10 protein-coding genes are annotated in these 26,149 nt (G+C 40.7%); 9 read left to right on the top strand and 1 reads right to left on the bottom strand.

Going from position 1 to position 26,149, the window contains the following annotated elements; all coding sequences use genetic code 11:
• The first annotated feature begins 101 nt into the window (after positions 1-101).
• From OC25_RS02945 to OC25_RS02980, 8 genes are all read left to right on the top strand, one after another.
• On the top strand, positions 102-3,731 hold the full coding sequence (locus OC25_RS02945; RefSeq protein ID WP_052265909.1) for a SusC/RagA family TonB-linked outer membrane protein: 3,630 nt from the start codon (positions 102-104) through the stop codon (positions 3,729-3,731).
• 13 nt (positions 3,732-3,744) lie between these two features.
• Positions 3,745-5,205 carry a RagB/SusD family nutrient uptake outer membrane protein gene (locus OC25_RS02950; protein WP_039471479.1) on the top strand — a complete coding sequence of 487 codons (1,461 nt, stop codon included), beginning with the start codon at positions 3,745-3,747 and terminating at the stop codon, positions 5,203-5,205.
• A 14-nt stretch (positions 5,206-5,219) separates the two neighbouring features.
• Positions 5,220-6,602 (top strand): substrate import-associated zinc metallohydrolase lipoprotein, encoded by a 1,383-nt coding sequence (locus OC25_RS02955; protein ID WP_039471481.1) that lies wholly within the window; start codon positions 5,220-5,222, stop codon positions 6,600-6,602.
• A gap of 3 nt (positions 6,603-6,605) precedes the next feature.
• The gene (locus tag OC25_RS02960) at positions 6,606-7,952 is read left to right on the top strand and encodes a DUF4302 domain-containing protein (RefSeq protein ID WP_039471483.1); all 1,347 of its coding nucleotides are present in this window, start codon (positions 6,606-6,608) and stop codon (positions 7,950-7,952) included.
• Positions 7,953-8,071: 119 nt separating this feature from the next.
• Positions 8,072-8,344, top strand: a complete 273-nt coding sequence (locus OC25_RS02965) for a hypothetical protein (RefSeq protein ID WP_039471486.1) — start codon at positions 8,072-8,074, stop codon at positions 8,342-8,344.
• Between the two features lie 4 nt (positions 8,345-8,348).
• Positions 8,349-8,744 carry a hypothetical protein gene (locus OC25_RS02970; protein ID WP_039471488.1) on the top strand — a complete coding sequence of 132 codons (396 nt, stop codon included), beginning with the start codon at positions 8,349-8,351 and terminating at the stop codon, positions 8,742-8,744.
• 96 nt (positions 8,745-8,840) lie between these two features.
• A complete protein-coding gene (locus tag OC25_RS02975; protein WP_039471490.1) occupies positions 8,841-9,500 on the top strand; it encodes a DUF2461 domain-containing protein in 660 nt (219 codons plus the stop codon).
• Between the two features lie 174 nt (positions 9,501-9,674).
• On the top strand, positions 9,675-10,514 hold the full coding sequence (locus OC25_RS02980; protein ID WP_039471492.1) for an OmpA/MotB family protein: 840 nt from the start codon (positions 9,675-9,677) through the stop codon (positions 10,512-10,514).
• A 100-nt stretch (positions 10,515-10,614) separates the two neighbouring features.
• On the opposite strand, the gene OC25_RS02985 is transcribed toward OC25_RS02980, so the two are convergent.
• The gene (locus OC25_RS02985; RefSeq protein WP_156131377.1) at positions 10,615-13,206 is read right to left on the bottom strand and encodes an NACHT domain-containing protein; all 2,592 of its coding nucleotides are present in this window, start codon (positions 13,204-13,206) and stop codon (positions 10,615-10,617) included.
• A gap of 246 nt (positions 13,207-13,452) precedes the next feature.
• On the opposite strand from OC25_RS02985, the gene OC25_RS02990 reads away from it, so the two are divergent.
• A complete protein-coding gene (locus tag OC25_RS02990; protein WP_052265910.1) occupies positions 13,453-26,115 on the top strand; it encodes an Ig-like domain-containing protein in 12,663 nt (4,220 codons plus the stop codon).
• The last annotated feature ends 34 nt before the right edge of the window (positions 26,116-26,149 follow it).

Below are 26,149 nucleotides of genomic sequence, written 5' to 3' on the forward strand. Positions count from 1 at the left end.
CAAACCTTCTTGCGTTCCGCACAAAAACAGACTATTAAATGTACAAAATTTATATTAGAATTTTATGTACGCATCGCCGCTACATCCCTAAATTGCTATTGATGATGAAGTTAATTACGGTCGTGCTGCTTGCCTCCTTAATGCAGGTAAGTGCAGCTTCATTTGGCCAGCTGGTTACATTAAAAGAAAAAAATGTAACGCTCGAAAAAATGTTTCGCGAAATCAGATTGCAATCTGGTTATGATGTACTGCTTTCTACCAATAAAATCAGCAGTACCACCACTTTTAATGCAAATTTTAGCAATTCGACCATTGAGGAAGTAATGGCTAAAATTATTGCCGGAAATGATTTAACCTATACCATAGAAGATAAAACCATCCTCATTAAGCCAAAAGAAAAAACAATTTTGGATAAAGTGATTGGTTATTTTGTGGCAGTAAAAGTAACTGGTAAGGTAAGGGATAAAAGCGGGGCAGCGCTTCCGGGTGTAAGTGTTAGAGAGAAAGGTGCTGCCAATGCGGTATCAACTAATAGCTCTGGTGATTATACAATCTCTGTTAAAGAAGGTGCAGTTTTAACTTTCAGTTACATTGGTTACAAAACACTTGAAGTTCCAATTGGTGCTAAAACCGTTATCAATGTTACTTTAGAAGAAGACGCCGCCCAGCTTAATGAAGTAAATGTGGTGTCTACAGGTTATCAGCAACTAGACAGAAAATTATTTACTGGTTCTTCAACTCAGGTTAAAGCAGCTGATGCGCAGCGTAATGGTGTACCTGACATTAGTCGTATGCTTGAAGGGCAGGTTGCCGGTGTATCTGTACAAAACGTATCGGGTACTTTTGGTGCCGCTCCAAAAATTCGTGTGCGTGGTGCTACTTCAATCTCAGGTGATAATAAACCGCTTTGGGTAGTAGATGGGATTATTTTAGAAGATGTAGTTAATATTTCAAATGATGCCTTATCAACGGGTGATGCCAATACGCTAATTGGATCATCAGTTGCAGGTTTAAACCCTGATGATATTGAAAGCTTCAATATTTTGAAAGACGCTGCTGCAACAGCCATGTATGGTGCACGTGCAATGAACGGTGTAATTGTTGTTACTACTAAAAAAGGCCGTCAAACAGAAGGTGCTCCAAGAATTAGCTACACGGGTAACTTTACAACTTACTTAAAGCCTAATTATAATCAATTTGATGTGCTAAATTCAGCTGATCAAATGTCCGTTATGATGGAAATGCTGAATAAAGGGTATTTTCAACATACTTCGGCTTCGAGAGGAGCTGATGGAGGTCCATTTTATAAAATGTATAATGCGTTATATGATTATGACGCTGCAACAGATAGTTATGCATTAAAAAATACAGCAACAGATCGTGCTCAGTTTTTAAACAGATATGCCAATGCCAATACAAATTGGTTTGATGTTTTATTTAAAAATTCATTATTGCAAGAGCATTCTATGAGTTTTTCTTCAGGTACCGAGAAATTTCAAACTTATGCTTCTACCTCTTACCTGCATGATAATGGTCAGACCATCGGAAATAGTGTGGATCGTTTTACGGGTAATTTAAGATCGACCTTTAAAATGAGTAATAAGTTGAGTGGTGAATTTATCATTAATGGTTCTGTTCGCGATCAAAGAGCTCCGGGAACTTTAACCCGTAATTCAGATCCAGTTTACGGAACCTTCTCAAGAAACTTCGATATCAACCCGTATTCGTATGCTTTAAATACAAGCAGGGCCATGACTGCGTATAATGAAGATGGAAGCCTGGAGTATTTTAACAGGAACTATGCGCCTTTTAATATATTAAACGAGCTAGATAATAATTATTTAGAATTGGGTCAGATTGATTTTAAAGTACAGGGTGGACTAAAATATAAAATTATCCCTTCTTTAACCTATTCAATTGATGGAGCTTATAGATATGCAAAAACCGATCGTAAGCATTATATCAAAGAAAATTCCAATATGGCTTTGGCATTTAGAGCAGCTCAGGACGCTACGACGGTAGGTGATAATCCATTTTTGTACACAAATCCTGACGATTTAACTAAGTTACCGGTTGTGACCTTACCTGAAGGAGGCTTTTATAATGTTACTTATGATAATTTAAAGAATTATTATTTCAGACAGAACCTTGAATTTGATAAGAAGTTTAACGAAAATCATCGCTTAAATGTCTTCGGATCAATGGAGGTAAGATATATAGATCGTCAAAATTCTAAATTTGATGGAGTAGGCTATCAATACGATAACGGGGGAATTGTTAATGCAAACTATCTGTATTTTAAGAAGGCCCAGGAATCGAATGCACCTTATTATAGTATGGGATACGGAGCAGATCGTTTTGCCGCATTTGCTTTAAGAGCAGCGTATTCATATAAAGATAAGTATAGTTTTAATGCTACAACCAGATATGATGGCTCAAATTTAATGGGCAAAAGCAGAACAGCAAGATGGTTGCCAACCTGGAACGTTTCAGGTGCATGGAACGTAGACCAGGAAAGTTTCTGGGCTGAGAACCCTGTACTGTCTTCAGCCAGAATTAGAGGAACCTATGGTTTGGTTGCAAATATTGGTAACGCAAATAATTCCGGTGCACTTTTCTATAACAGGTTAAGTAGAAGGCCTTATGAAAATGAGAAAGAGACCCTTACTTATATATCTAGTTTGGCCAACAGCGAATTAACCTGGGAAAAATTAAAAGAGGCCAATTTGGGTTTTGATTTGACATTTTTTAAAGACAGGGTTAATTTAACTGTTGATTTATATCAGAGAAATATTTATGATTTAATTGGGGAGATTAAAACATCGGGTATTGGTGGAGAGTATACAAAAGACGCCAATTATGGTAAAATGAAAGCCAAAGGTATTGAGATTACCCTAGGTGGTAACGCAATTACCAGCGGAGATTTTAAATGGAGAACTCAATTTAACACAGCTTACAACAAAAACGAGATTACAGAATTACAAAACACACCTAGAATTCTTGACTTGGTAAGTGACAATGGAGGTTCTGTAGTTGGTTATTCGCAAGGAGGTTTATTCTCAATTCAGTTCGCTGGTTTAGATCATAATTTTGGTTATCCATATTTCATTGATGAAAGTGGTAGAAAAAATACTTACGTATATCTTCAAAGTACTAAAGTTGCAAATCTAAAATATGAAGGCCCGATTGATCCGAAGCTAACAGGAGGTTTTTATAACCAGTTCAGGTATAAACAATTCAGTTTATCTACTTTGTTCACTTTCGCTGCAGGAAATTATGTGCGTTTAGCACAAGAGTTTTCTTCTAGCTACCCGGATATTTATTCTATGACTAAATCTATGCTAAACAGATGGGTGCAACCTGGTGACGAGGCCTTTACCAATGTTCCTGCAATATTGGATCCATATACGGCCGCAAGATTAGTTACTGATGCAACAGGGGCTACTACATCTGCTGTTTACCCTTACAATATTTATAACTTTTCAACAGAAAGGGTAGCAAAAGGTGATTTCATTAGATTTAAGCAAATATCTTTAACCTATGACTTGCCAAAAAAAATCACGTCTAAATTAAATATGTCTAATGCATCTATATCCTTTGTGGGTAACAACATAGCCTTATTGTATTCAGATAAAAAATTAAATGGACAAGATCCCGAGTTTTTTGGAAATGGTGGTGTAGCCTTACCAATACCAAAACAATATACATTATCATTAAAGGTTGGATTTTAAAAGATATTTTGTTATGAAATTTAATAAATTAAAATACGCTGTTCTTTTTGGAGCTGTTACTTTAGTATCATGTAACAAATATTTAGATACAGCACCTGACAATAGAACTGAAATTAATTCAGTTGATAAAGTAGCACAACTGTTAGCTACAGCATATCCTGAAGGAGATTATTACACTTTCGCTGAGGCAGCATCCGATAATGCTGAAGATAAAGGCTCTGGTGTTGGAACCTTATCTGATGTTTCGAGTAAACCTTATTACTGGGATGATGTTTTAGGTGCTGACAGAGGATCGCCATCTAATTACTGGAATACCTGTTACCAGGCTATTTCAGCGGCAAATCAGGCGCTAGAAGCTATTGAAACCAATAACTTTGGTACATCAGCATTACCATATAAAGGCGAGGCTTTAGTAGCAAGGGCTTATGCACATTTTATGTTAGTAACATTTTATGCAAAAGCCTATGTAATTGGTGGAGCAAATGACTCTCCGGGTATTCCTTATGTAACAAGTCCAGAAACTGTTGTAATTAAACAATATGACAGGGAGACAGTTGCTGCCACTTATCAAAAAATTGAAAAGGATTTAACAGATGGGATGGCCTTACTTTCTGCATCTGCATACAAGGTTCCAAAATATCATTTTACCCCAGCTGCAGCCCATGCATTTGCTGCCCGTTTTTATTTGTTTAAAGGTGAATGGCAAAAGGTGGTAGATCATGTTTCTTTAATTTCGACTGAAAACTTTGCGAGTATTATCAGGCCAATTAACGGTGCTTTATATGATATGAGTTCGGAGGATTTTCGAGCAGCTTTCACACGTTCAGATCAGAAATATAACCTGCTAATAATAAATCTGTATTCCAGCTATCAGAGATTAACATCTCCAAGATATGGTTATGGCGAAACCTTAGTTAAAATGTTTGGTACCGGTACCAATATCACTGGTAAAGCATTTGCAAACAAAATTCTTTTCTATACTAAGCCAAGTTATACCACTTATAAGTATAAGGAATATTTTTATGTAACTAATCAGGTTTCAAACATTGGTATTACTTATTTAATGTCTCCCGCACTTACAACAGATGAGGCCTTAATGAATAGGGCAGAGGCTTACGCGAGGTTAGGTCAGTTCGATAAGTCGTTGGCTGATATTAATACAGGACTTGCCGCCTATGTAAGGGGATATACTCCTAGTGATGCTGCTACTTTAGCTAAAATTTCGACTTATTATGGTATAACCGATCCAAAAGATGGTTTAATTAAGTTAATCTTAGATACCAAAAAAGCACAATTCCTGCAGGAAGGAATCAGATGGTTTGATATTCTTCGTACCAGAATGACGGTTAAACATAATATCATTGATGCGCAGGGTAATGAAACATTTATCGAATTGAAGGCTGATGATAACAAAAGAGTATTTCAAATCCCTGAAGAAGCAAGACTTTCTGGTGTGCCATTAAATCCTAGATAATTAATAAGAATATTATGAAAAGAAATTTAATAAGAATATTAGGATTGTTTTTATTGTTTACAACAATACAATCTTGTAAAAAAGAAGATTCAGCTAGCATTGATTTAACTAAATATGTTGATAATCCGGTAGCCAATGCTGCATTGGATAATTGGTTAAAAGCAACTTTCCTGGATCCTTATAATATGGATGTAATTTATCGCTATAGCGATTTTTACAAGGATAATGATAAAGTGGTTAGCCCAGTTAATCCGGCTAATGTTCAGCCACAGATGCAGACCGTATTAGAAGGTTTTATAGATCCGTATAAAAAAGTAGCAGGTATTCCTTTTATTAAAAAAATGCTACCAAAAGAATGGGTACTATATGGATCAGGTGCTTACCAAACCGATGGATCGATGATATTGGCTACTGCATCTGCCGGAAAGCGTGTTACCATTTACGATTTAAATAATTTTGATGCAAATAATGCGGACGGTGTAACTAGAAAGCTAAGAACCATTCATCATGAATTTACGCATATTTTAAATCAATTGGTTGCAATGCCTACTGATTTTCAAACTATTACCAAGTCGACCTATGCGGCAACGTGGACTACGGTATCTGATGCCACGGCGAGAGATAATGGCTATGTAAGTCCTTATGCATCAAGCCAGCCCGGAGAAGATTTTGCTGAAACAACGGCTCATTTACTCGTATTAGGTCAAGCCTGGTTCGATGCCCGTGCAAATGCTTCTACCACAGTAGGTAAAGCAGCATTAAAGGCTAAAGAAGCCAGTGTGGTACAATATTTTACTATAAATTTAGGGGTTGACTTTAGAGCATTACAAAGAGAAGTTCAGAATGTTGTTAGAAATACTTATAAGCTTCCGTCAGCGAGTTTTCCTTACTGGATTGGCCAGGGCTTATTTAAAAACATTACAATCGATCTTTCTAAACCGGTTTATGCTTCATCTGGTATTTCAACAAATTTTAGTGCTGCTTACCAGGCATCAGTAACTGCTGTGGCAGCCGTAGGCAATGCGAATAGAAAATTGAACTACATAAGATTAGACTTTATATCTACTACTGCCGCAAATCTGTACTTAAATTATACCAATACTGCAGGAAGTACTTTTGATGCGCTGTATGCATTAAATATGACATTCAATTCTACTACCGGTGCTACTAAGTTTACTGCTGGAACACCAAGAGATACTACTACTCCATGGACTAATGCAACAGTAATTCAAGCAGGAGCTCAACCACTAATTAATTATCTAACTGGAAGCAATTTTATTGCTGACTGGATGCCAGCGAATATTAGTACCGATAATTACAATAGTTACGCTGGCTTTTATGTAAGCGGTACACCATCTAATTATTTTTATGGCTTATTAGGCCAAACTGCATTGTAAAATATGAAAAAGATACTATATTTTTTTATTGTATTACTGATCATTTCAGGATGCAAGAAATCATCATTTGTTTCTGATTTTGATCAGAAACCAGAAGAAAGAATAGCTGAATCCATTGCTTCAGTTACGAATACACTAACTTCGGCACCTAATGGCTGGATAGCTACTTTACCTACAAATGCTGGTGGTGCTTACGGATTTTATATGACATTTGATGCCAATCAAAATGTTACCATGTATGCAGATTTAAATGATAATACTGCAAAAACGCTTGGAAAGTCTACTTTCAGGGTTAAAGCCGTTTTAGGTACCGAATTAATATTCGATACTTACAATTATATCTCTATGCTGGCCGATCCTAATAATAGTGTTTTCGGCGGAGCAGGCAATACTGGTTTTAAGAGTGATGTAGAATTCATTTATGTCCGCTCTACAGCCGATAGCATATTTTTTGTAGGCAAAGCTTATCGCCAAACCTTAGCAATGGTTAAAGCAACTGCAGCTCAAAAAGCAGCATATACTGCTGAAGGACTGAAAACTTCTGCAGATAAACTTAAATCATTCTTTGCAACCACACAAAATCCTTATATCGAAGTAATTTCTGGTAGTACTACAATCAAAGCCGGCTTAAGTGTTAACTTTACCAATGTTCTGGCCAGTGGTAAAAGAACTACATTAACTGGTATATTGGCTGATGGTACAACAGTTGTTTCTGCTACTAATAAAATAGCCTTAACAACTGATGGGATTTCAATGACTTCTGGAGGCTTGATTTTTCAAGGCGTTACTTTGGTTAAGTTTGCCTGGAAAGATGCAACTACGCTTGCAATGTATGATGCTGCAGGGAAGGAATATATTATAAAATCAAGCCCGGTACCGTTAACGCCACTTCCATTGTTATTTGGTTTTCCGAGTAGTTATACCTATAGAAAAATAACTATTTCTTCTACAGGTTTACCAACTGGTGTTAGCTCAGGATTTACTGCAGTATATAACTCAATGGTCTCAAAATTTGCAGCCACAAATAGATCTATTTCATCAACAACTTTTACCTTAACCAGTAATAGTGTATTTGAAGTAGCTGTAAATTATATATCAGGTACTTCAGCTTTTGTGGCTTCTGCAACATATGGCTATACGCGTAATGGCGATGTAATTACCCTTGATAATAACCCGATAGGAAATGTAAACTGGCCAACAAGAGCAACCGAAATTAAGCCATTGGCAGATTATATGCTTACCGGACCTTTTAGAATTGATTGGGTTACCAGTACAACACCAAATGTTGGGTCGCTTGGCGGTCTTTACCGAACAGCCGATGCCAGCTCGTTTATATATGGAACACTGTAAATAGTTAAAATCTAAATTTTAATCTTTCTCTCCCGTGCCCCTTGTCCTAAAAAGCAAGGGGCTTTTTTATGACATAATTTTTAAACCCCTCCGACCGTTTATGCTTATATTTGTAATCCATGAAAAAGAAAGCAATTTTTATCCTGTTTATACTGGCACTTACGTTTGCAGTAAGCCCCAATGTGCATGCACAATGCTCAATGTGTACCATTAATGCCGAGCAAGGTGTTAAAAACGGCAATACACAAACGGCAGGCTTAAATACAGGGGTGCTGTATCTTTTATCTATTCCTTATTTAATGGCGCTGATTGTGGGCGTGGTGTGGTATAAAAAATACCGTAAAAAAAACATCCACCTCAATATGAAAAGAGAACCTTTTAATTTAAATTAAAAGTATGTCTGGCACTACGTCTAAACTTTATGCCATTGTGCATTGTAAATGTCCGCATTGCCGTAGGGGAGATATTTTTACCGGGAGCATGTATGGCTGGAATATACAGCATACCAAAGAAATTTGCGGGCACTGCGCACAACGGATTGAAATAGAACCAGGCTATTTTTATGCGGCCATGTACGTAAGTTACGCCATGAACGTGATCGAAATGCTGATAGCCAGTTTCATTACCTATTTAATATTCGGACCACTTACCGATAGTACTTTCTGGCATTACCTTATCGTAATTTTTACAGGCTGCTTTATCCTGTATCCCTTTAATTACCGATATTCGAGGATCATATTACTTCACGTTTTATCGCCAAATATTAAGTATAAGCCGTATTACGATAAGTAACTAGGGTTAATCGTAATTATGGTTAATCGTTTAAATTGTATAAACCGGTTAATCGTTAGGTCATCTATTAAACAATTAACCAGTTAACCTCAAAGTATGCTTAAAAAAGAAACCTTAAACTTTATAAAAGATGTTGCTGAAAACAATAACCGCGAATGGTTTGCAGCTAACAAAGCGGTGTACGAAGCCGCAAAAGAAGATGCTTTAGCCCTGGCAGCAGCCATTATACCCGAACTGGCAAAGATAGATCCTATACTTTCGGCAGAGGCCGACCCTAAAAAATGCCTGTTGCGTATTTACCGCGATGTTCGTTTCAGTAAAAACAAAGATCCTTATAAAAATAATTATGGCATGTGGTTCTCTACCAAAAAAGGTGGTAACGAACCAGGTTACTATTTGCATATTCAACCCGGAAAGAGCTTCATTGCCGGAGGTTACTGGATGCCTGATGTGCCACACTTAAAGTTAATCAGACAGGAAATCGATTATAACGCCGAAGATTTTAAGGCCATTATTAATGAAAAGGATTTTAAGAAAAACTTTAAACTGGGAGTTGATAATGCACTTAAAAATGCCCCTAAAGGTTACGATCCAGCCGATCCGAATATCGAATTACTGAAATTAAAAAGCTTTGAAGCAACGATGCAAATCGATGATGAAGAATTTTTTAAACCGAACCTCGTTAATAAGTTGATAAGTTCTTTTAAAACCGTACAACCTTTAGTTGCATTTTTACGAAACGCTATTGAACAGTAGCCAATTAACAGTTATCAGTAAACAATTAGCAGTTGTCAGTTTTTAATAACCAATACTCAATAACCAATTATGAAAAAGTAATTAGAAGCTTTAATCTTGATACTTGCTACCTAATACTTGCTACTTAACACTTGCTACATAATACCCAATAACCTTACTCTTGAACATAAAAAAATGAAAAACACCTTTCTTGCATTTGCCTTCCTCTTACTTATTTCTTCGCTTAGTTCCTGTGTAGTACTCTCGCCTAAAAAGTATAAAGCATTACTTGGTACAAAAGATTCGCTGTATACTGCCTTTAACGAGGGTTTGATTAAAATTGAAAACCTCGAAAAAGAAGTAAACAGGTTAAAGAAAGATACCACCCTGATGGCCGAAGAGCTTCGCGATTTGCAGAACAGTTACAACACCGTTGATGCGAATTATAAAAAACTAAAAAGCAATTCATCATCAGAAATTACCAAACTATCTGGTGATCTGGCAGCCCGCGAAAAACGCCTTAAAGAAGTAGAAGAAGTGCTGCGCAAACGCGATGAAGCAACCAATGCGCTTAAAGAAAAATTACAGCAGGCTTTACTGGGCTTTACCAAAAGCGGCTTAACCGTTGAAATTAAAAACGGAAAGGTTTATGTATCGTTAACCGATAAACTCTTATTCCCGTCAGGAAGTATTATTATCGATGAAAAAGGTAAACAGGCCCTTACCCAACTGGCCAATGTATTAAAACAACAGCCCGAAATTAACATTGCAGTTGAAGGCCATACCGATAACCAGAAAATAAACAACCTGGGCCAGATTAAGGATAACTGGGATTTAAGTGTATTGAGGGCAACTTCGGTTGTGCGTTACCTTACCGAAAACGAGAAGGTAGAAAGTGTGAGGATGACTGCTACCGGTAAAGGCGAATTCCAGCCATTGGGTTCAAATGCAAATGCTGATGGAAGAAGTAAAAACAGAAGAATTGAAATTGTACTCTCGCCAAAACTGGATGAACTTTACAACCTGATTAAATAATATATTGAGTCGAAAGTCTCAATTTCGGAGTCGGTTAACTGATTTGGCAACATACAGTTAACCGATTTTTATTTTACAGTTAACCTTAAGCCATTAACCGTTACAGGTTTTGGTGACGGCGATAAGACTTTAGAATCTTGAAAGTATGCTCAAATTCGCTGCCGCTCAGGTTGGCATAATCTGGCATAGAAAGTTTGTGTACCGTTAAGAAATTAAGAAGCTCTTTAATTACATTCGATACTTCTTCCGATTCTTCTGTATGTTTCAAAGTATCTATCTTGTTAAGCAGGAGCGAAATCTCAAACATTTTGAAATCATTTTTACTGGTTAATTCAAGACCAATGTTAGCTTCAACCAATGCCTGCTCATAGTTATTGGTGGCACTGTAAAAATTAGCTTTAAAAACACTGAAGCTTGCCAGTATAAAACTGGTGTAATAGGTATAATCGCTGCTGATGATCTTATCTACGAACTGAATAATGCGCTGTGCCTTTTTAAAATAATTGAGCTTAATGTAAGTATGTCCGAGATGGATAAGCAGAAAAGGTGAAAATACTGAGTGGCGTAAATAAAAAAGATTCGGATATTTGCTTAATATGGCCATAATAAAACGGTGGCATTCGGCGTAGCTCTTTTGAGAAAATAACAAAATCAGCACCATGCGGTACGACAAAATTTCGGCAGAAGTCATTTCCTCATTTTTGCATGGTGTACTGCGGTCTATATCCTGGCAAAGCCTGATAATTTTTTCTTCGAGCGTTTTGCTGTCGCCAGGCTTATTAGCCAGGTTATTGTAGAAATAAAGAATTAGATCATAAGGATTAATCGGGAAAAGCTCATTTAACCGCTTATAAGTTCTTTTAAGCGATTGCATGGTATTGGCCAGGGCATTTTTATCTACATCAATCAGGTTAACATTGCATTCGATTACATGCAACATAATCTGGATATCCTCGTTGAGCACATTTTCAGAAATTGTTTTTACCGTTTCTTTGTACAGCCGGCTCATTGTTCTTCCGGTAGCCATAATATCGATAAAATCCATTCCAATACTTAACTTGTTAAAGTTAGAATTGGCTTTGCCCAGCTCAAATTTGGAAACGTAGCAGATAAAATCAAAAGCACTGTTTTTTTCGGTGTTGCTAAATGGCAGCCTGAAAATGTTTTTGAGGGCTGCAATTTCGTTCCGGTTAATACAGAAGCGGATAGACCAGTTTAAAATGTGGTAACGGAGACTGCTCTGAACCGTAAAATAATTTAAAATGTATTCAAAAAATGACTTATCGGGTTTGTATGCAAACTTATCCGTTATTTGTATAAACAGAAAATAGGTGTAAATATCATCGTTCAAAAACCGCACAATCTCAGTGGGAATGGCGGTGCTCAATCTTTTTTCTTCTATAATAATACCTGCATGTAAAAGTTCTTCATATGCATCGGGATAACAGTTAATATAACTCAGTATTTTTTCCTTTGATACCCTTAGTTTTTTACTTCCTTCAGAGATCGAATCGCTTATTTTCTTAAGGAGGAATATTTTTTCGGTACTTTTCTTAGCCAGAAATACACGTCTTTCCAGAAAATAATTAATCAGTTCGTAACAAAGTAATGGGTTATCGAGCTCGAGATGGTGGTTTTCTTCTTTAAGCTTGAAATAAACCTGTAACCAGAATGGGGTTTTAAACTGCGTTAAGAGGGGAGGGCTAACATCAGCTTTATTGATTACTTTATTCTCGATATGACTGAGGGTGTAGAGTACTTCTTCGGTATTGAGTGACGGGACGTTGCTCAGGGTGTCGTCATCGTAAAAGAGACCTGTATACCACGATTTGGTTAACGATGCCGATCCGTAAATAGCGGGCTGGAGATTAATCCAGCTATTCGTTCGGAGTGCGAAAACGAGTTTAACAAAATTATTCTCTTCAATACTATATAAAAAATCGATAAACGTTTTAAAATAATTGCTTTTGGTTAAATGTTCGTCAATGCCATCCACAATAATTACAAAGCGCCCTTCACGTTTATCGGGGTTCTTTTTAAAAAAGCCAATCAGTTCGGTAAGGCTGTTAAATTTAAACTCTTTTAAAAACCATTCCTGCAAAGTGCTTCCGGTTTGAATAATGGTGTTAATACTGGTCGAATTAACCATTAAAACGATATCATTTTTATAAAGGGCATTTTCTGAGAGGAAAAAATACTCGATCATATGCGATAATAATATCGATTTGCCCTGTCCTGGCTGCGCACTAATGGTGGTAAACTGATAATTATTTTTTAAAAAATAATCGAAATCCGGAAAAAAGAAACTCCGGTTGGCGGTAGTATTAAAGGGAACGCCAGAGTTATTTTTATTGGCTATTAAAGATACTTCGGTAATGGCGTGTGTCTTTAATTTCAAATCCTGCCAGATGCTTTGTACAGAGGTTGTCTGATTTTCTTTGTCTTTACAAAACGAATCCCAGTCGTTGTAACCGATGTATTGTGATAAACTGTTTAGGGTAAAAAGTGAAAATTTATGTAACGTGTTGGCGAAGCCAAAGAAGCGTTTAATGGTGGTTTCGCTTACATAATTCTTGGTTTCCTGAAATACGTACTCAGAAATGATCTTACAATGGGCAGGATCGATATTTCTCAAGCCTGATTTTATAAGGACAAACTTCCTAAGTTCAATAAGGAGATCGTTAGTATTCATGAATTAACGTATGGGGATGACTAACGCTAATGTCATCATAATTTCACAATTGAGGAAATCTATTCACGAAGAATGCTCGCTATGAATAAAATGAATGGATTGGGTTTGCGGAAAATGAATAGCAATGGATGAAATAGCAACCTGTCCAAGATTTAGATTTGTCATGATTATATAATGCACCTATAAAAACATTTACCTAACGGCAGCATTACCACAACATAGTAAGTCTTCTAAACAACGCCTGACATGATGAAAACTCATACTTTTTCGTCCCGAATAGGGATAGTCCGCAATACATGTGTTGCAATCATCATTTTATTAACGCTCTTCTCATCAAAATCGTATGCGCAAACAAAAGTTTTTGCAAATACTGTATCTGCACAAAGCCATGTAGATAATGCAACTAATGCAACTTTGAACGACAACACGTTTGCTACCGTAAATTCTTATGGCGGCATTGCTGTTGGTTTAGGTAGCTATAGCGGTGAGTTGGAGCTCAAATATCCGGCAGCAGTTTCTGCGGGTGTTACTTCATACATCAGGCTTGATTTTGACGGAGATATATTAAACAGGCTACTGGGCGGAAGTCTTGGTGGCTTGCTGGCCAATGTAGGCGGAACAGTTGTACTGGGTAACCACTCTTTCGAGGTTGGTGCCAGAAATGGTGCTACCTCTGTATTAAGCGGGAGCAGCACTGCAGCCTTCTCTGCCGAAAACTTACGATTGGTTAAAGATGCCAATGGTTTCTTTTATGTAGCCATTACGCCGACACAGGCTTATGATAGGGTATATATAAAAGATGTAACCAATGCAGTATTACTCGGCGTATCTAACAATACCAAGGTATATTATGCATTTTATACATCTGGTACCGATCCCTGCGCCCAGGCATTTGCTACGGGATATGAGGGAACCGGAATAACGCTCGATGCGCTTCAGTTGGGTAGCTCAGGTGTTACCAACAGCGAAAGGGCCATTGATGCTGATCCGAATAATTTTTCTCAACTTAGTTTAGGTATACTTGGCGTGGCATCATCCATTAGCCAAAATTTTTATTTTGCAACCCCTTCAAATGTTGGAGATGATATTACCCTGAGGCTGAGCTCTACGCCAGCTTTATTGAATGCCGGCGTTTTAAAAAATATTTCAATTACTGCCTATAACGGCAACCAGCAGGTTTACACTTCAACGGTAGATCCGGCTTTGTTAAGCTTAGATTTACTGGGACTGTTAAACAGCGGTCAGCCGGCATCCATTCCATTCACGCCTGGTTCAAATATTGTTTTCGATAGGGTAAAAGTTACCCTTGGTTCGTTAGTTAACTTAAACCTTACACAAACCATTCAGGTTTATGGGGTAACCCGTTCGGCGGGCAGGCCTACTTTTACAGCTCCGGCAAGTAATGCCATAGCTGCATGTTATAATACCCCCGTTGCTTTACAGGCAACTACTTTAAGCGCAAACGAACTGATCTGGTACGATGCGATAGAAGGAGGAACTGCTTTACAAACAGTTGCATATAACGGTACTTTTACCACACCGGCCTTAACTGCAAATAAAACTTATTATGTTTCGGCCCGCAGGGTAGGTTGTACTGCTGAGTCGGTTAGGGTACCAGTTGTAATTACGGTAAACCCGCAGATTATTTTTAATGGATCGACCTTAACCAATGCCACTGCAGGCTTTGCCTATGCCAAACAACTGGATGTGGCCACAGGTGGTACACCAGGTTATACTTATGCCTTAGCTTCTGGCAGTACTTTGCCCGCTGGTTTAAGTTTATCGGCAAGTGGTGCAATAACCGGAACACCGAGTGTGCCGAATACCTACACTTTTTCTGTTGTAGCAAAAGATACTAAAAACTGTACCGCAACTGCAACTTATACTTTAACTGTTACCGCAACTTTGGCGCTTACGCCAGGTGCTTTGCCAGCAGGTATAACCGGAACAGTGTATGCAACACAAACCATTCCGGCTGCAACAGGAGGTACAGGGCCTTATACTTATTCGGCTACGGGTGTTCCTCCGGGGTTAACTTTCAATCCGGCTACAAGAGAAATCAGCGGAACGCCAACCCAACCCGGAACTTATACTATTCCGGTTACAGTTGTTGATGCCAACGGCAATACGCTTACTTCAAACTATACCCTAAAAATTACTGATCCGTTAATTTTACCGGCAGCAACATTGGCTAACGGAACTACCGGAACAGCATATACTACACAGGTTATACCTGCTGCAACAGGAGGTACTACGCCTTATACTTATTCGGCAACAGGACTTCCTCCGGGTTTAACCTTTAATCCATCAACCAGGGCCATTACGGGTACGCCAACAACTGCCGGTATTTATACTGTGCCTGTTACTGTAACTGATGCTGATGGTAAAACCGTAACAACCAGTTACAGTATTACGGTTAATAATCCTTTATTGTTACCTGCAGCTACTTTGCCTGATGGAACGGAGGGAGCAGTTTATGCTACTCAAACTTTGCCGGCAGCAACAGGCGGTGTTGGTCCGTATACTTATGTAGCTACCGATCTTCCGGCAGGCTTAACATTCAACCCGGCAACCAGAGAGCTTACCGGTACACCCACACAGGCAGGTAATTATGCCATTAGTGTTACCGTTACCGATAGTCAGAATACAACAGCAAGTAATACCTATCCGATTAAAGTAAACGGAACATTAAGCTTGCCAACCAAAACTTTACCTAATGGTGTGGTGGGTACAACTTATCCGACACAAACTTTACCAGCTGTAACAGGTGGTACTGCTCCTTATACTTATGCGGCAACCAATCTGCCTCCGGGATTAACATTTAATCCAGCCACGAGAGAAATTAGTGGAACACCAACACAAGGCGGAACTTATAATGTAGCTTTAACAGCAACAGATGCCAATGGAAACAAAGCCACTACAGCTTATGCCATAACTGTAGGTGTGAATGCACCGGTTGTAGCTTCTGCTACGGTATGTTCGGGTAGTACTGCGACTTTAACGGTAAGCAATTTACAGCCAGGCGTAACCTATAACTGGTATGCTTCAACCGGCAGCACACCATTAGCCACCAATAACAACGGTACTTTTGTAACACCAACAGTAAATGCCGCAACTGTATTTTATGTTGAAGCCGTTTCCGGAACAGCAGTAAGTACAAGAACGTCTGTTTCAGTTTCGGTTAATCCACCGGCTACGCTGGCAACAGTAACTACCAATAATCAGAATATCAATTCGGGCCAAAGCACAACATTAACTGCAACAGCCGATGCTGGTAATACCGTTGCCTGGTTCGATGCACCAACAGCCGGAACACAGGTTGGAACCGGAAACTCGTTCACAACGCCTGCTTTAACAGCATCTAAAACTTATTATATTGAAACAACCAGTTCAAGCGGTTGTAAAAGTGCGAGTCGTGTAGCAGTAACCGTTACCGTAATTAACGGAGGTGGTGCAACTGCATGTAACGCGGCAAACTCACAAAATTCGGGTATAAACGGCGTTTGTTTACTGTGCGGAATTACCGGTGCCGGAAATTCTACCGATGCGGATGCAACTAACTTTACCAGAATCAACTTAGCAGTAGGTGTAGGTGCAACAGGTTACCAACAGTTAATTTTCCCTGCGGCTGGCGTAGCTACCGATAGCATCCGTTTAGATTTGGCTTTACCAAGCGGCCTGGCCGATGTTGGTTTGCTAAACAATATTACGGTTACGGTATACAATGGTACAACGGTAGTAAAAACAACACAAATCAGTGCCGCGCTATTAAACCTTCAACTTTTATCGGCTAACCGTTTTGCAGCAACTGTTGCAGCAGGTGGTGTGTATGATAGGGTACAGGTAAGCTTTGGAGCCGTAGTTTCGGCATTAAGCAGTTTAGATATTTATGGAGCCACTGTGGTTTACCCGAACCCGACCTTTATTTCGGGAGCACAAACCATTTGCTCGGGTGGTACTGCAGCATTAAGTGCAACAGCAAACGGTGGTACTACTTTAGCCTGGTTCGATGCACCAACAGGTGGCACACAGGTTGGTACCGGAGCAAACTTTACTACTCCGGCTTTAACCGCTACCACAACTTATTATGTACAGGTAAGCAAAGGCAGCTGTTCAAATACAACAAGAGTGCCAGTTACCGTAACGGTTAACCCGGCAATTGTATTTGCAGGAACCACTTTAACCAATGCTACAATTGCATCGGCTTACAGCAAACAGCTTCCGGTTGCAACAGGTGGTACACCAGGTTATACTTACGCTTTGGCGGCAGGCAGTACTTTGCCAGCTGGTTTAACTTTATCGCCAGGTGGTTTAGTAAGCGGAACACCTACTGCTACTGGCAACCCAACTTTTGATGTGGTGGTTACCGATAGCAAAAATTGTACGACAACAGCTACTTTCGCCTTAACTGTAACACAATCACTGGCTTTAGCTCCTGGAGCATTGCCAAACGGTGTAACTGGTACAGCCTATACCACAAACGGAATTCCGGCTGCAACAGGTGGCACGGGTCCATATAATTATTCGGCCACAGGTTTGCCTCCGGGTTTAACCTTTAACCCTGCCACAAGAGAAATTACAGGTACCCCAACACAAGTTGGAACCTTTACCATACCGGTTACAGTAACTGATGCCAATGGCAATACCATTACTTCAAGTTATACCTTAAAAGTAACCGATCCGCTGGTATTACCTGCAGCAACTTTAGCTAACGGAACTACCGGAACGGTTTATCCAACACAAACTATTCCATCGGCAACTGGCGGCTCATCGCCATACACTTATGCAGCTACTGGTCTTCCTGCCGGATTAACCTTTAACCCTGCAACAAGAGAAATTACGGGTACTCCAACAACCGCCGGAACTTTCACAGTGCCGGTAACGGTTACCGATGCTGATGGAAAAACAATAACAACCAACTATAGCATTACGGTGGTTAATCCGCTATTGTTGCCAGCAGCAACCCTACCTGATGGAACAGAGGGAACAGTTTATGCCACTCAAACTTTACCAGCAGCAACAGGTGGTGTTGGTCCATATACTTACGTAGGTGCGAATTTACCAGCCGGCTTAACTTTTGATCCTGCTACAAGAACCATTTCTGGTACACCTACACAAGCCGGAAATTATTCGATTGGTGTTACCGTTACGGATAGTGAGGGCAGGACTGCAAGTAATACCTATGCATTAAAAGTAATTGGTGTATTATCATTACCAGGTGCAACCTTACCAAACGGTGTGGTAGGTACAGCCTATCCAACGCAAACTCTACCAGCTGTAACAGGCGGTACTGCACCATATACGTATTTAGCAACAGGCCTTCCTCCTGGATTAAGCTTTAATACTGCAACCAGAGAAATTACAGGTACACCAACATTAGGTGGAAACTACACCATTTCGTTAACGGCTACTGATGCAAACGGAAACAAAGCAACAACAGCTTACAGCTTAACCGTTACGGTTAATGCACCTGTGGTTGCGGCAGCAACAGTTTGCGCTGGCAGTCCGGCTACCTTAAGTGTTAGCAATTTACAGGCAGGTGTAACCTATAACTGGTACGCATCAACCGGAAGTACGCCATTGGCAAGCAATAACAATGGTACTTTTGTAACCCCGGCAGTAACTTCAGCAACTGTATTTTATGTAGAAGCGGTATCGGGAACTGCAGTAAGTTCAAGAACTGCTGTAAATGTTTCGGTTAACCCTGCTGCAACTTTGGCAACGGTTACTACCAACAGCCAGGTAATTAATAGTGGTCAGTCTACTACTTTATTGGCTACTGCCGATGCGGGTAACACCATTCAATGGTACGATGCCGCTACCGATGGAAACCAGGTAGGTGCAGGTACTTCGTTTACTACTCCGGCCTTAACTACCAATACAACTTATTACGTAGAAACAACCAGCAGCAATGGTTGTAAGAGCGCAAGCCGCGTAGCAGTAACCGTTACTGTTTTAAATGGTGGCGGTGGAACAGCTTGTAATGCTGCAAACGCACAAAACTCGGGTATTAACGGAATTTGTTTACTGTGCGGAATTACCGGTGCAGGAAACTCTACTGATGCTGATGCGAGCAACTTTACCAGAATATCGCTTGCGGTAGGTGTTGGTGCTTCGGGCTACCAACAATTAATATTCCCATCAGCTGGCGTTGCTACCGATAGTGTACGTTTAGACTTAGCCTTGCCAGGTGGCTTGCTAGATTTAACGGCCTTAGGTAATGTTACTGTAAATATTATGAACGGTGCTACAGTAGTTAGAACGGTTCAGCTTAATTCATCATTATTAAATCTTCAATTACTTTCGGGTAATCGCTTCGCTGCAACTTTAGCTGCAGGTGGCGTTTACGATAGGGTACAGGTTAGCTTCGGCGCATTGGTTTCGGCTGTAACCAGCCTGGATGTATATGGCGCTACTGTTGTTTATCCTAACCCAACTATAACCGCTGGCGCACAAACCATTTGTGCGGGTAGTACGGCTTCATTGGCAGCAACTGCAAATGGTGGTACTACACTGGCCTGGTACAATGCTCCAACAGGCGGCACTAAACTAGGTGATGGCGAAACCTTTACTACACCAGCCTTAACAGCCACTACTACTTACTACATTGAAGTAAGCAAAGGTACTTGTCCAAATCCAACACGTGTTCCGGTAACTGTAACAGTAACACCAGCACTTCCTACACCAGTATTGGCTACAATTGTTAATGTTTGTGAAGGTTCTTCGGCAACTTTATCGGTTGCTAACCCAGACGCTGCGGTAACTTACAAATGGTACGATGTAGCTGTAGCGGGTAACCTGGTATTTACAGGTGCAGTTTTCCAAACGCCAGCTTTAACTACTGCCACTACTTATTATGTAGAAGCATCGCAAGGTAACTGTACCAGTGCTGCACGTGCTGCGGCTGCGGTATCGGTAAACCCTCGTCCGGGATTACCAGTAGTAACCGCCAGCTCATCAACAGTAAGTGCTGGCCAGACTGCAATTTTAACAGCAACTTCGGCTGATGCAACCAATACATTTAACTGGTATACTTCGGCAACCGCCACCACTCCGGTATATACAGGTGCTACTTATGTAACGCCACCATTAATGGCAACCACAACCTACTACGTAGAATCGGTTTCAACCAACGGTTGTGCATCAGCTACGCGTGTACAGGTTACCATTACGGTAGATGGCAACGGATCTCCGAATCCGGTTCCATGCGAGGCTGCAACCACTCAGGTTAACGGTGTTACTGGTGTAGCCCTATTGTCAGGTGTGTTTAACCCTACATTAGCTATCGATAACGATACGCAGACTGCTTCATCATTGGTAATGCCGGTAGGTGCATTAGGTGCATCAGTTTACCAAAGAGTTGGTTTCGGTTCATTATCTAGCGTTGGCGATACCGTACGTGTATTGGTATCATCGCCAGGCAAACTATTGTCACTTTCATTATTAGGCAACGCATCGATCACCACATTTGTTGGCAGCAACAGCAACGGCGATTCGAAATTGTTGAACGATAACTTAATTAATATTCAACTGTTAAGCGGTAATACGCAGGCTTTAGTCACTTTTGTACCAACAACTGTGTTTGATGGTGTAGAGGTTAGATTAAATTCTGGCCTATTGGGAGCCTTAACATCAATAAACTTAAATTATGCACAACGGATATTGGTTGCACCAACAGTAACTGCAGCTAATGTTACAGCTTGTGTGGGCGCTACAACCCAATTGCAGGTAAGTAATCCATCAGCAGGCTTAACCTACAGATGGTACGATGCTACCGGTACTTATTTAACTGGTAAAGATGGCATTATATTTACCACTCCGGTTTTAACAGGCGATACTAAATTCTATGTTGCGGCTGTTTCTCCAACAGGTTGTGTGAGCTATAAAACAGTGGTTAACATCACTACTAACCCAGCTCCGGTAACACCTGATCTACTTTCGGCGCTGGTAAATACCTGTCCGAATACCTCGGTTACCTTCCAGGTTAAAAATCCGGTTGCAGGTACAACTTATAACTGGTACGATAGTGCAACATCGAATACGGTATTATTTACAGGCGATAACTTTACCACGCCACTAATTACTGCAAATACCAGCTATTTTGTAGCAGCAGTAAACAGTTGTGGTACTTCATCAACCAGAACTGAAGGTAAAATTGTACTGGGTACGATAGATATTCCGGTAATTACGCCGCCATCGATCACCATCAGCGAAGGCTCAGTTGCCGTGTTAAAAGCAACTTCGAGCACAGCAGGTGCAACCATTAACTGGTACACAACTGCAAACGGAGTAGTACCTGTATTTACCGGCGAAACTTTTGTAACGCCACAATTAACAGCTACTACAACTTATTACGTAGAGGCAACTGTTGCAGGTGGTTGTACAGCTACCAGCAGAGCCACTGTTACCGTTACGGTTATTCCTAACGGTACACCAGTTACTACCCCTTGCGGCGCTGCTACCACAACTGTGGCCAGCGGTGTAACAGGTGTGGCTGTTTTAGCGGGTGTTTTCAACCCAACTTATGCTGTTGATAATGATGTGAATACAGGATCGAGCCTGGTTATCCCGGCAGGTCTGTTAGGCGCGTCTGTTTATCATCAGGTTGGTTTTACCGGATTATCGAATGTAGGCGATACCTTAAGAGTGAAAATTACCACCCCTGGCACATTGCTTTCAGTTGCAGTATTGCCAAACTTAACGGTAACTACTTTCCAGGGAACCACTAGCAACAACGATGCAGTTTCGGTATCTAATCTTTTAATCAGCTTAAAATTATTAGCAGGCGGAAATTCAGCTATATTAAGCTTTGTTCCAACCAGTAAATTCGACGGTGTTGAACTGAGATTGAGCTCAGGTTTATTGGGCGCATTAACTTCTGTTAATTTAGATTATGCACAACGTGTAATTACTACACCTACAGTAACATCAGCTACAGCAACTGCTTGTCAGGGCTCATCGGCCACCTTAGGTGTGCAGAATCCACAGGCAGGTGTGGTGTACAAATGGTACTTGGGTACTACTTACCAGGCCGGAAAAGACGGTGCAACTTTCACCACGGACCCTACTTTAGCTGCAGGTACTTATACTTATTCGGTAACTGCAACAGCTAATGGTTGCGAAACTGTAGGTGCCAAAGTGGTTGTAACCATATTGCCTCCGGCGGCTCCTCCAATTGCTTCAACTACCAATCCGGCTACAACCTGTATTGGTACATCTGCAACTTTAAGCGTTCAGGCTGTTGCAGGCATAACTTATAACTGGTACGATGCAGCCGTGGGTGGAAACATGCTGGTTACTAACAACAGCAGCTTTACTACTCCTGCATCTCTTGCAGTTGGTCCGCACGATTATTATGTAGAAGCCGTAAGCGGAGCGGGTTGTACCAACCCAACCCGTACCAAAGTTTCTATTACGGTTAATCCATCAGCAACTGCTGCCGATTTAGCTGTAACCGGAACAACATCATTGTGTGCTTCGGGTACGGCAGTATTAACTGCAACCAGCACAACAGTAACCAGTCCAGTGTTTACCTGGTATAGCGATGCTGCCTTAACACAAGTGGTTAATGTGGGCGCAGTATTTAACACACCAGCCATTACGGTTACCACTAAATACTATGTTACCGTTAGCGGTACAAATAAATGTGCAAATGCCCCAGGTAATGCAAAAGAGGTTACCGTTACCGTTAACCCGGTTGCTGGTCCGACTGATATTAATTTAGCCGGAACAAGCACCATTTGCGGTGGTTCTTCAGTAACCTTAACGGCTAGCAGCACTACGGTTACCAATCCAATATTTACCTGGTACAGCGACGCAGCTTTAACTACGGTTGTAAACACAGGTGCAAGCTTTATTACGCCTGCACTTAACGCAACCACCACTTATTATGTAACTGTTAAAGGCGATAACAAGTGCGAGAATACAGCTGCTACAGCAAAATCGATTACCATTACGGTTAATCCACAAGCTACAGATTCGGATATTGCCATCAACGGTATAACGTCAATCTGTAAAGGATCTACTGCGTCGCTATCTGCTTCGACAACAACTGTAATTAACCCGGTATTTACCTGGTACAGTGATGCAGCTTTAACAACAGTGGCTTATGTAGGTGCAAGCTTTACTACACCGGCATTAAACGCAACTACTACTTATTATGTAACTGTTAGGGGCGATAATAAATGTGAGAATTTACCGGCCAATGCTAAAGTGGTTACGGTAACAGTTAAAGAATTTGCTACCGCTGCCGATATTGCAGTGAGCAATGCCCGTATCTGTTCTGGTACTACCGTAATGTTGATGGCTTCGAGCACAACAGTAACGCAACCGGTATTTACCTGGTACAGCGATGCTTCACTAACAAGTGTAGTGTTTACCGGTCCAACCTTTACAGTAAACGGCTTAACGGCTACTACCAGTTATTATGTAACCGTTAAAGGTGCCAATAAGTGCGAAAACGGTGCAGCAGATGCGAAGGTAGTAACCGTTACGGTGAATCCTTTGGCCACCTCAACCGATATCATCCTTAACGGAAGTACAGTGGCCTGCGCCGGATCATCGGCTGTGTTGACTGCCACCTCTCCAACAGTTACCAATCCGGTGTTTACCTGGTATAGTGATGCTGCTTTAACCAATGTAAGTTTCATTGGTGCAAATTATACCACTCCAGCCTTAAACAGCACGACTACTTATTACGTAACCGTTAAGGGTGATAATAAATGCGAAAACGCACCAGGTACAGCAAGGGTGATTACCATTACAGTAAATCCTGTAGCTACAGCAGCCGATATTACGGCAGCCAATGCTACTATCTGTTCAGGTTCTAATACTACCTTGGTAGCCAGTACTACTACAGTTACCAACCCAACCTTTACCTGGTATAACGATGCCAATTTAACATCGGTAGCTTATGTAGGTACATCGTTTGTTACACCAGCATTAACTGCAACCACTACTTACTACGTTACGGTTAGAGGCGATAACAAATGTGAAAATTCAAAAATTACAGCGAAAGTAGTAACCGTAAATGTAAATGCGGGTGCAACTGCTGCCGATATTACCTTATCGACCCCGGCTAAAATCTGTGGTTCTGGTTCGGTAGTAATCAACGCCAGTTCTACTACGGTTACCAGTCCGGTATTTACCTGGTACAACGATGCCTCACTAACCAGTGTAGCATTTACAGGACCAATATTTACTACGCCAAACTTAACCACCACTACAACTTATTATGTAACGGTTAAAGGCAGCAATAAATGCGAAAACAGTGCGGCTAATGCCAAAGCCGTAACGGTTACGGTTAACCCAATTGCAGTAGCAACGGATATTACCGTAAATGGTTCTACCTCAGTTTGTGCCAATACAGCAGCAACTTTAGCGGCAACCAGTACAACAGTAACCAATCCGGTATTTACCTGGTATAGCGATGCAGCTCTAACTACAGTTGTGTTTACCGGACCGGTATTTGTATCGCCGGCCTTAAGCACCAATACCACTTATTATGTAACAGTTAAAGGTGATAACAAATGTGAGAACTCTGCTGCTACGGCGAGATCAGTAAATGTTGTAGTAAATGCCACACCAACTACGCCAACCGTATCAGCTCCTGCAGGTGGTATTTGCGCAGGCGATGCGGCAACTTTAACCATAACCAACATTCAGCCAGGGGTAACTTACCAATGGTATGATGCTGCAACCGGTGGCAACCTGTTATTCTCAGGTACTACATTTAACACAACGGCGCTTACCGCCACAACCGATTTCTATGTAATTGCAACCGGAACCGGTGGCTGTACCAACAATGGTGGCAGGGTTAAAGTAACAGTTACTGTTAATACAAAACCAACTGTACCTACAGTGGCTTCATCATCGGTAAGTGTTTGTACCGGAAGTCCGGCAGTATTAACGGTTAGCAACCCACAAACAGGAGTTACTTACAACTGGTACACGGCTTCAACCGGTGGATCGCCGGTAGGAACCGGAGTTAACTTTACTACTCCGGCCGTGAATGCGAACGCAACTTACTATGTAGAAGGTGCCAACGGAACCTGTACATCTGCTTCAAGAACGCCGGTAAATGTTACCGCCTTGCCAGTACCAGTTGCACCTGCATCGGTAACAGCAGCAAACGGAACACTTTGCGCAGGTAGTTCAACCATATTAACGGTGAACAATCCGGTAACGGGCTTAGTTTACAGATGGTACGCTGCAAGCTCTGGTGGTACAGTGTTGGCCGAGGGTATCACTTTTACCACGCCTGCATTAAACGCTACAACTATTTACTATGTAGAAAGTATTGCGGTAGGTGGCTGTGCTAGTCCGAGTCGGACAGCAGTTACAGTAAATGTACTTCCGGTGCTCGATAAACCAGTGGTGGTAGTACAAAGCACTACACCTAATAGTGTAACATTTGGCTGGGCTGCGGTTGCAAACGCAACAGGTTATGAAGTTTCGCTTGATAATCGCTTAACATGGATTAGCCCAACCAGCGGATCAACAGGAACCAGCTATACAGCCCTGGGCTTAAAACCTGATCAAAGTGTTACCATTGTGGTAAGGGCAAAAGGTCAGTTAGATTGCCAAACCAGTGCAAACTCTACTCCGGTTACCGGCAAAGCAGCTAATCCGCTTGGAAATCAGGTGTACATACCAAATGCATTTACGCCAAATAACGATGGTAAAAACGATGTATTCCTAATCTATGGCAATACCATTGCAAGTGCTAAAATGAGCATTTACACCCAGTGGGGACAGTTAATATTCCAGTCAGATAACGTGGCAAACGGATGGGACGGAACCTTTAAAGGCGTTAACCAGCCAATTGGAGTTTACGTGTACATGGTTGAGGTAACCTTTAACGATGGAACAACCACCCTGAAAAAAGGAACAGTAACGCTGATTAGATAAGAAGAGGATTAATAATAAACAGATAAAATCATAG

The sequence above is a fragment of the Pedobacter kyungheensis genome, from assembly GCF_000812965.1.
GTDB classification, from domain to species: domain Bacteria; phylum Bacteroidota; class Bacteroidia; order Sphingobacteriales; family Sphingobacteriaceae; genus Pedobacter; species Pedobacter kyungheensis.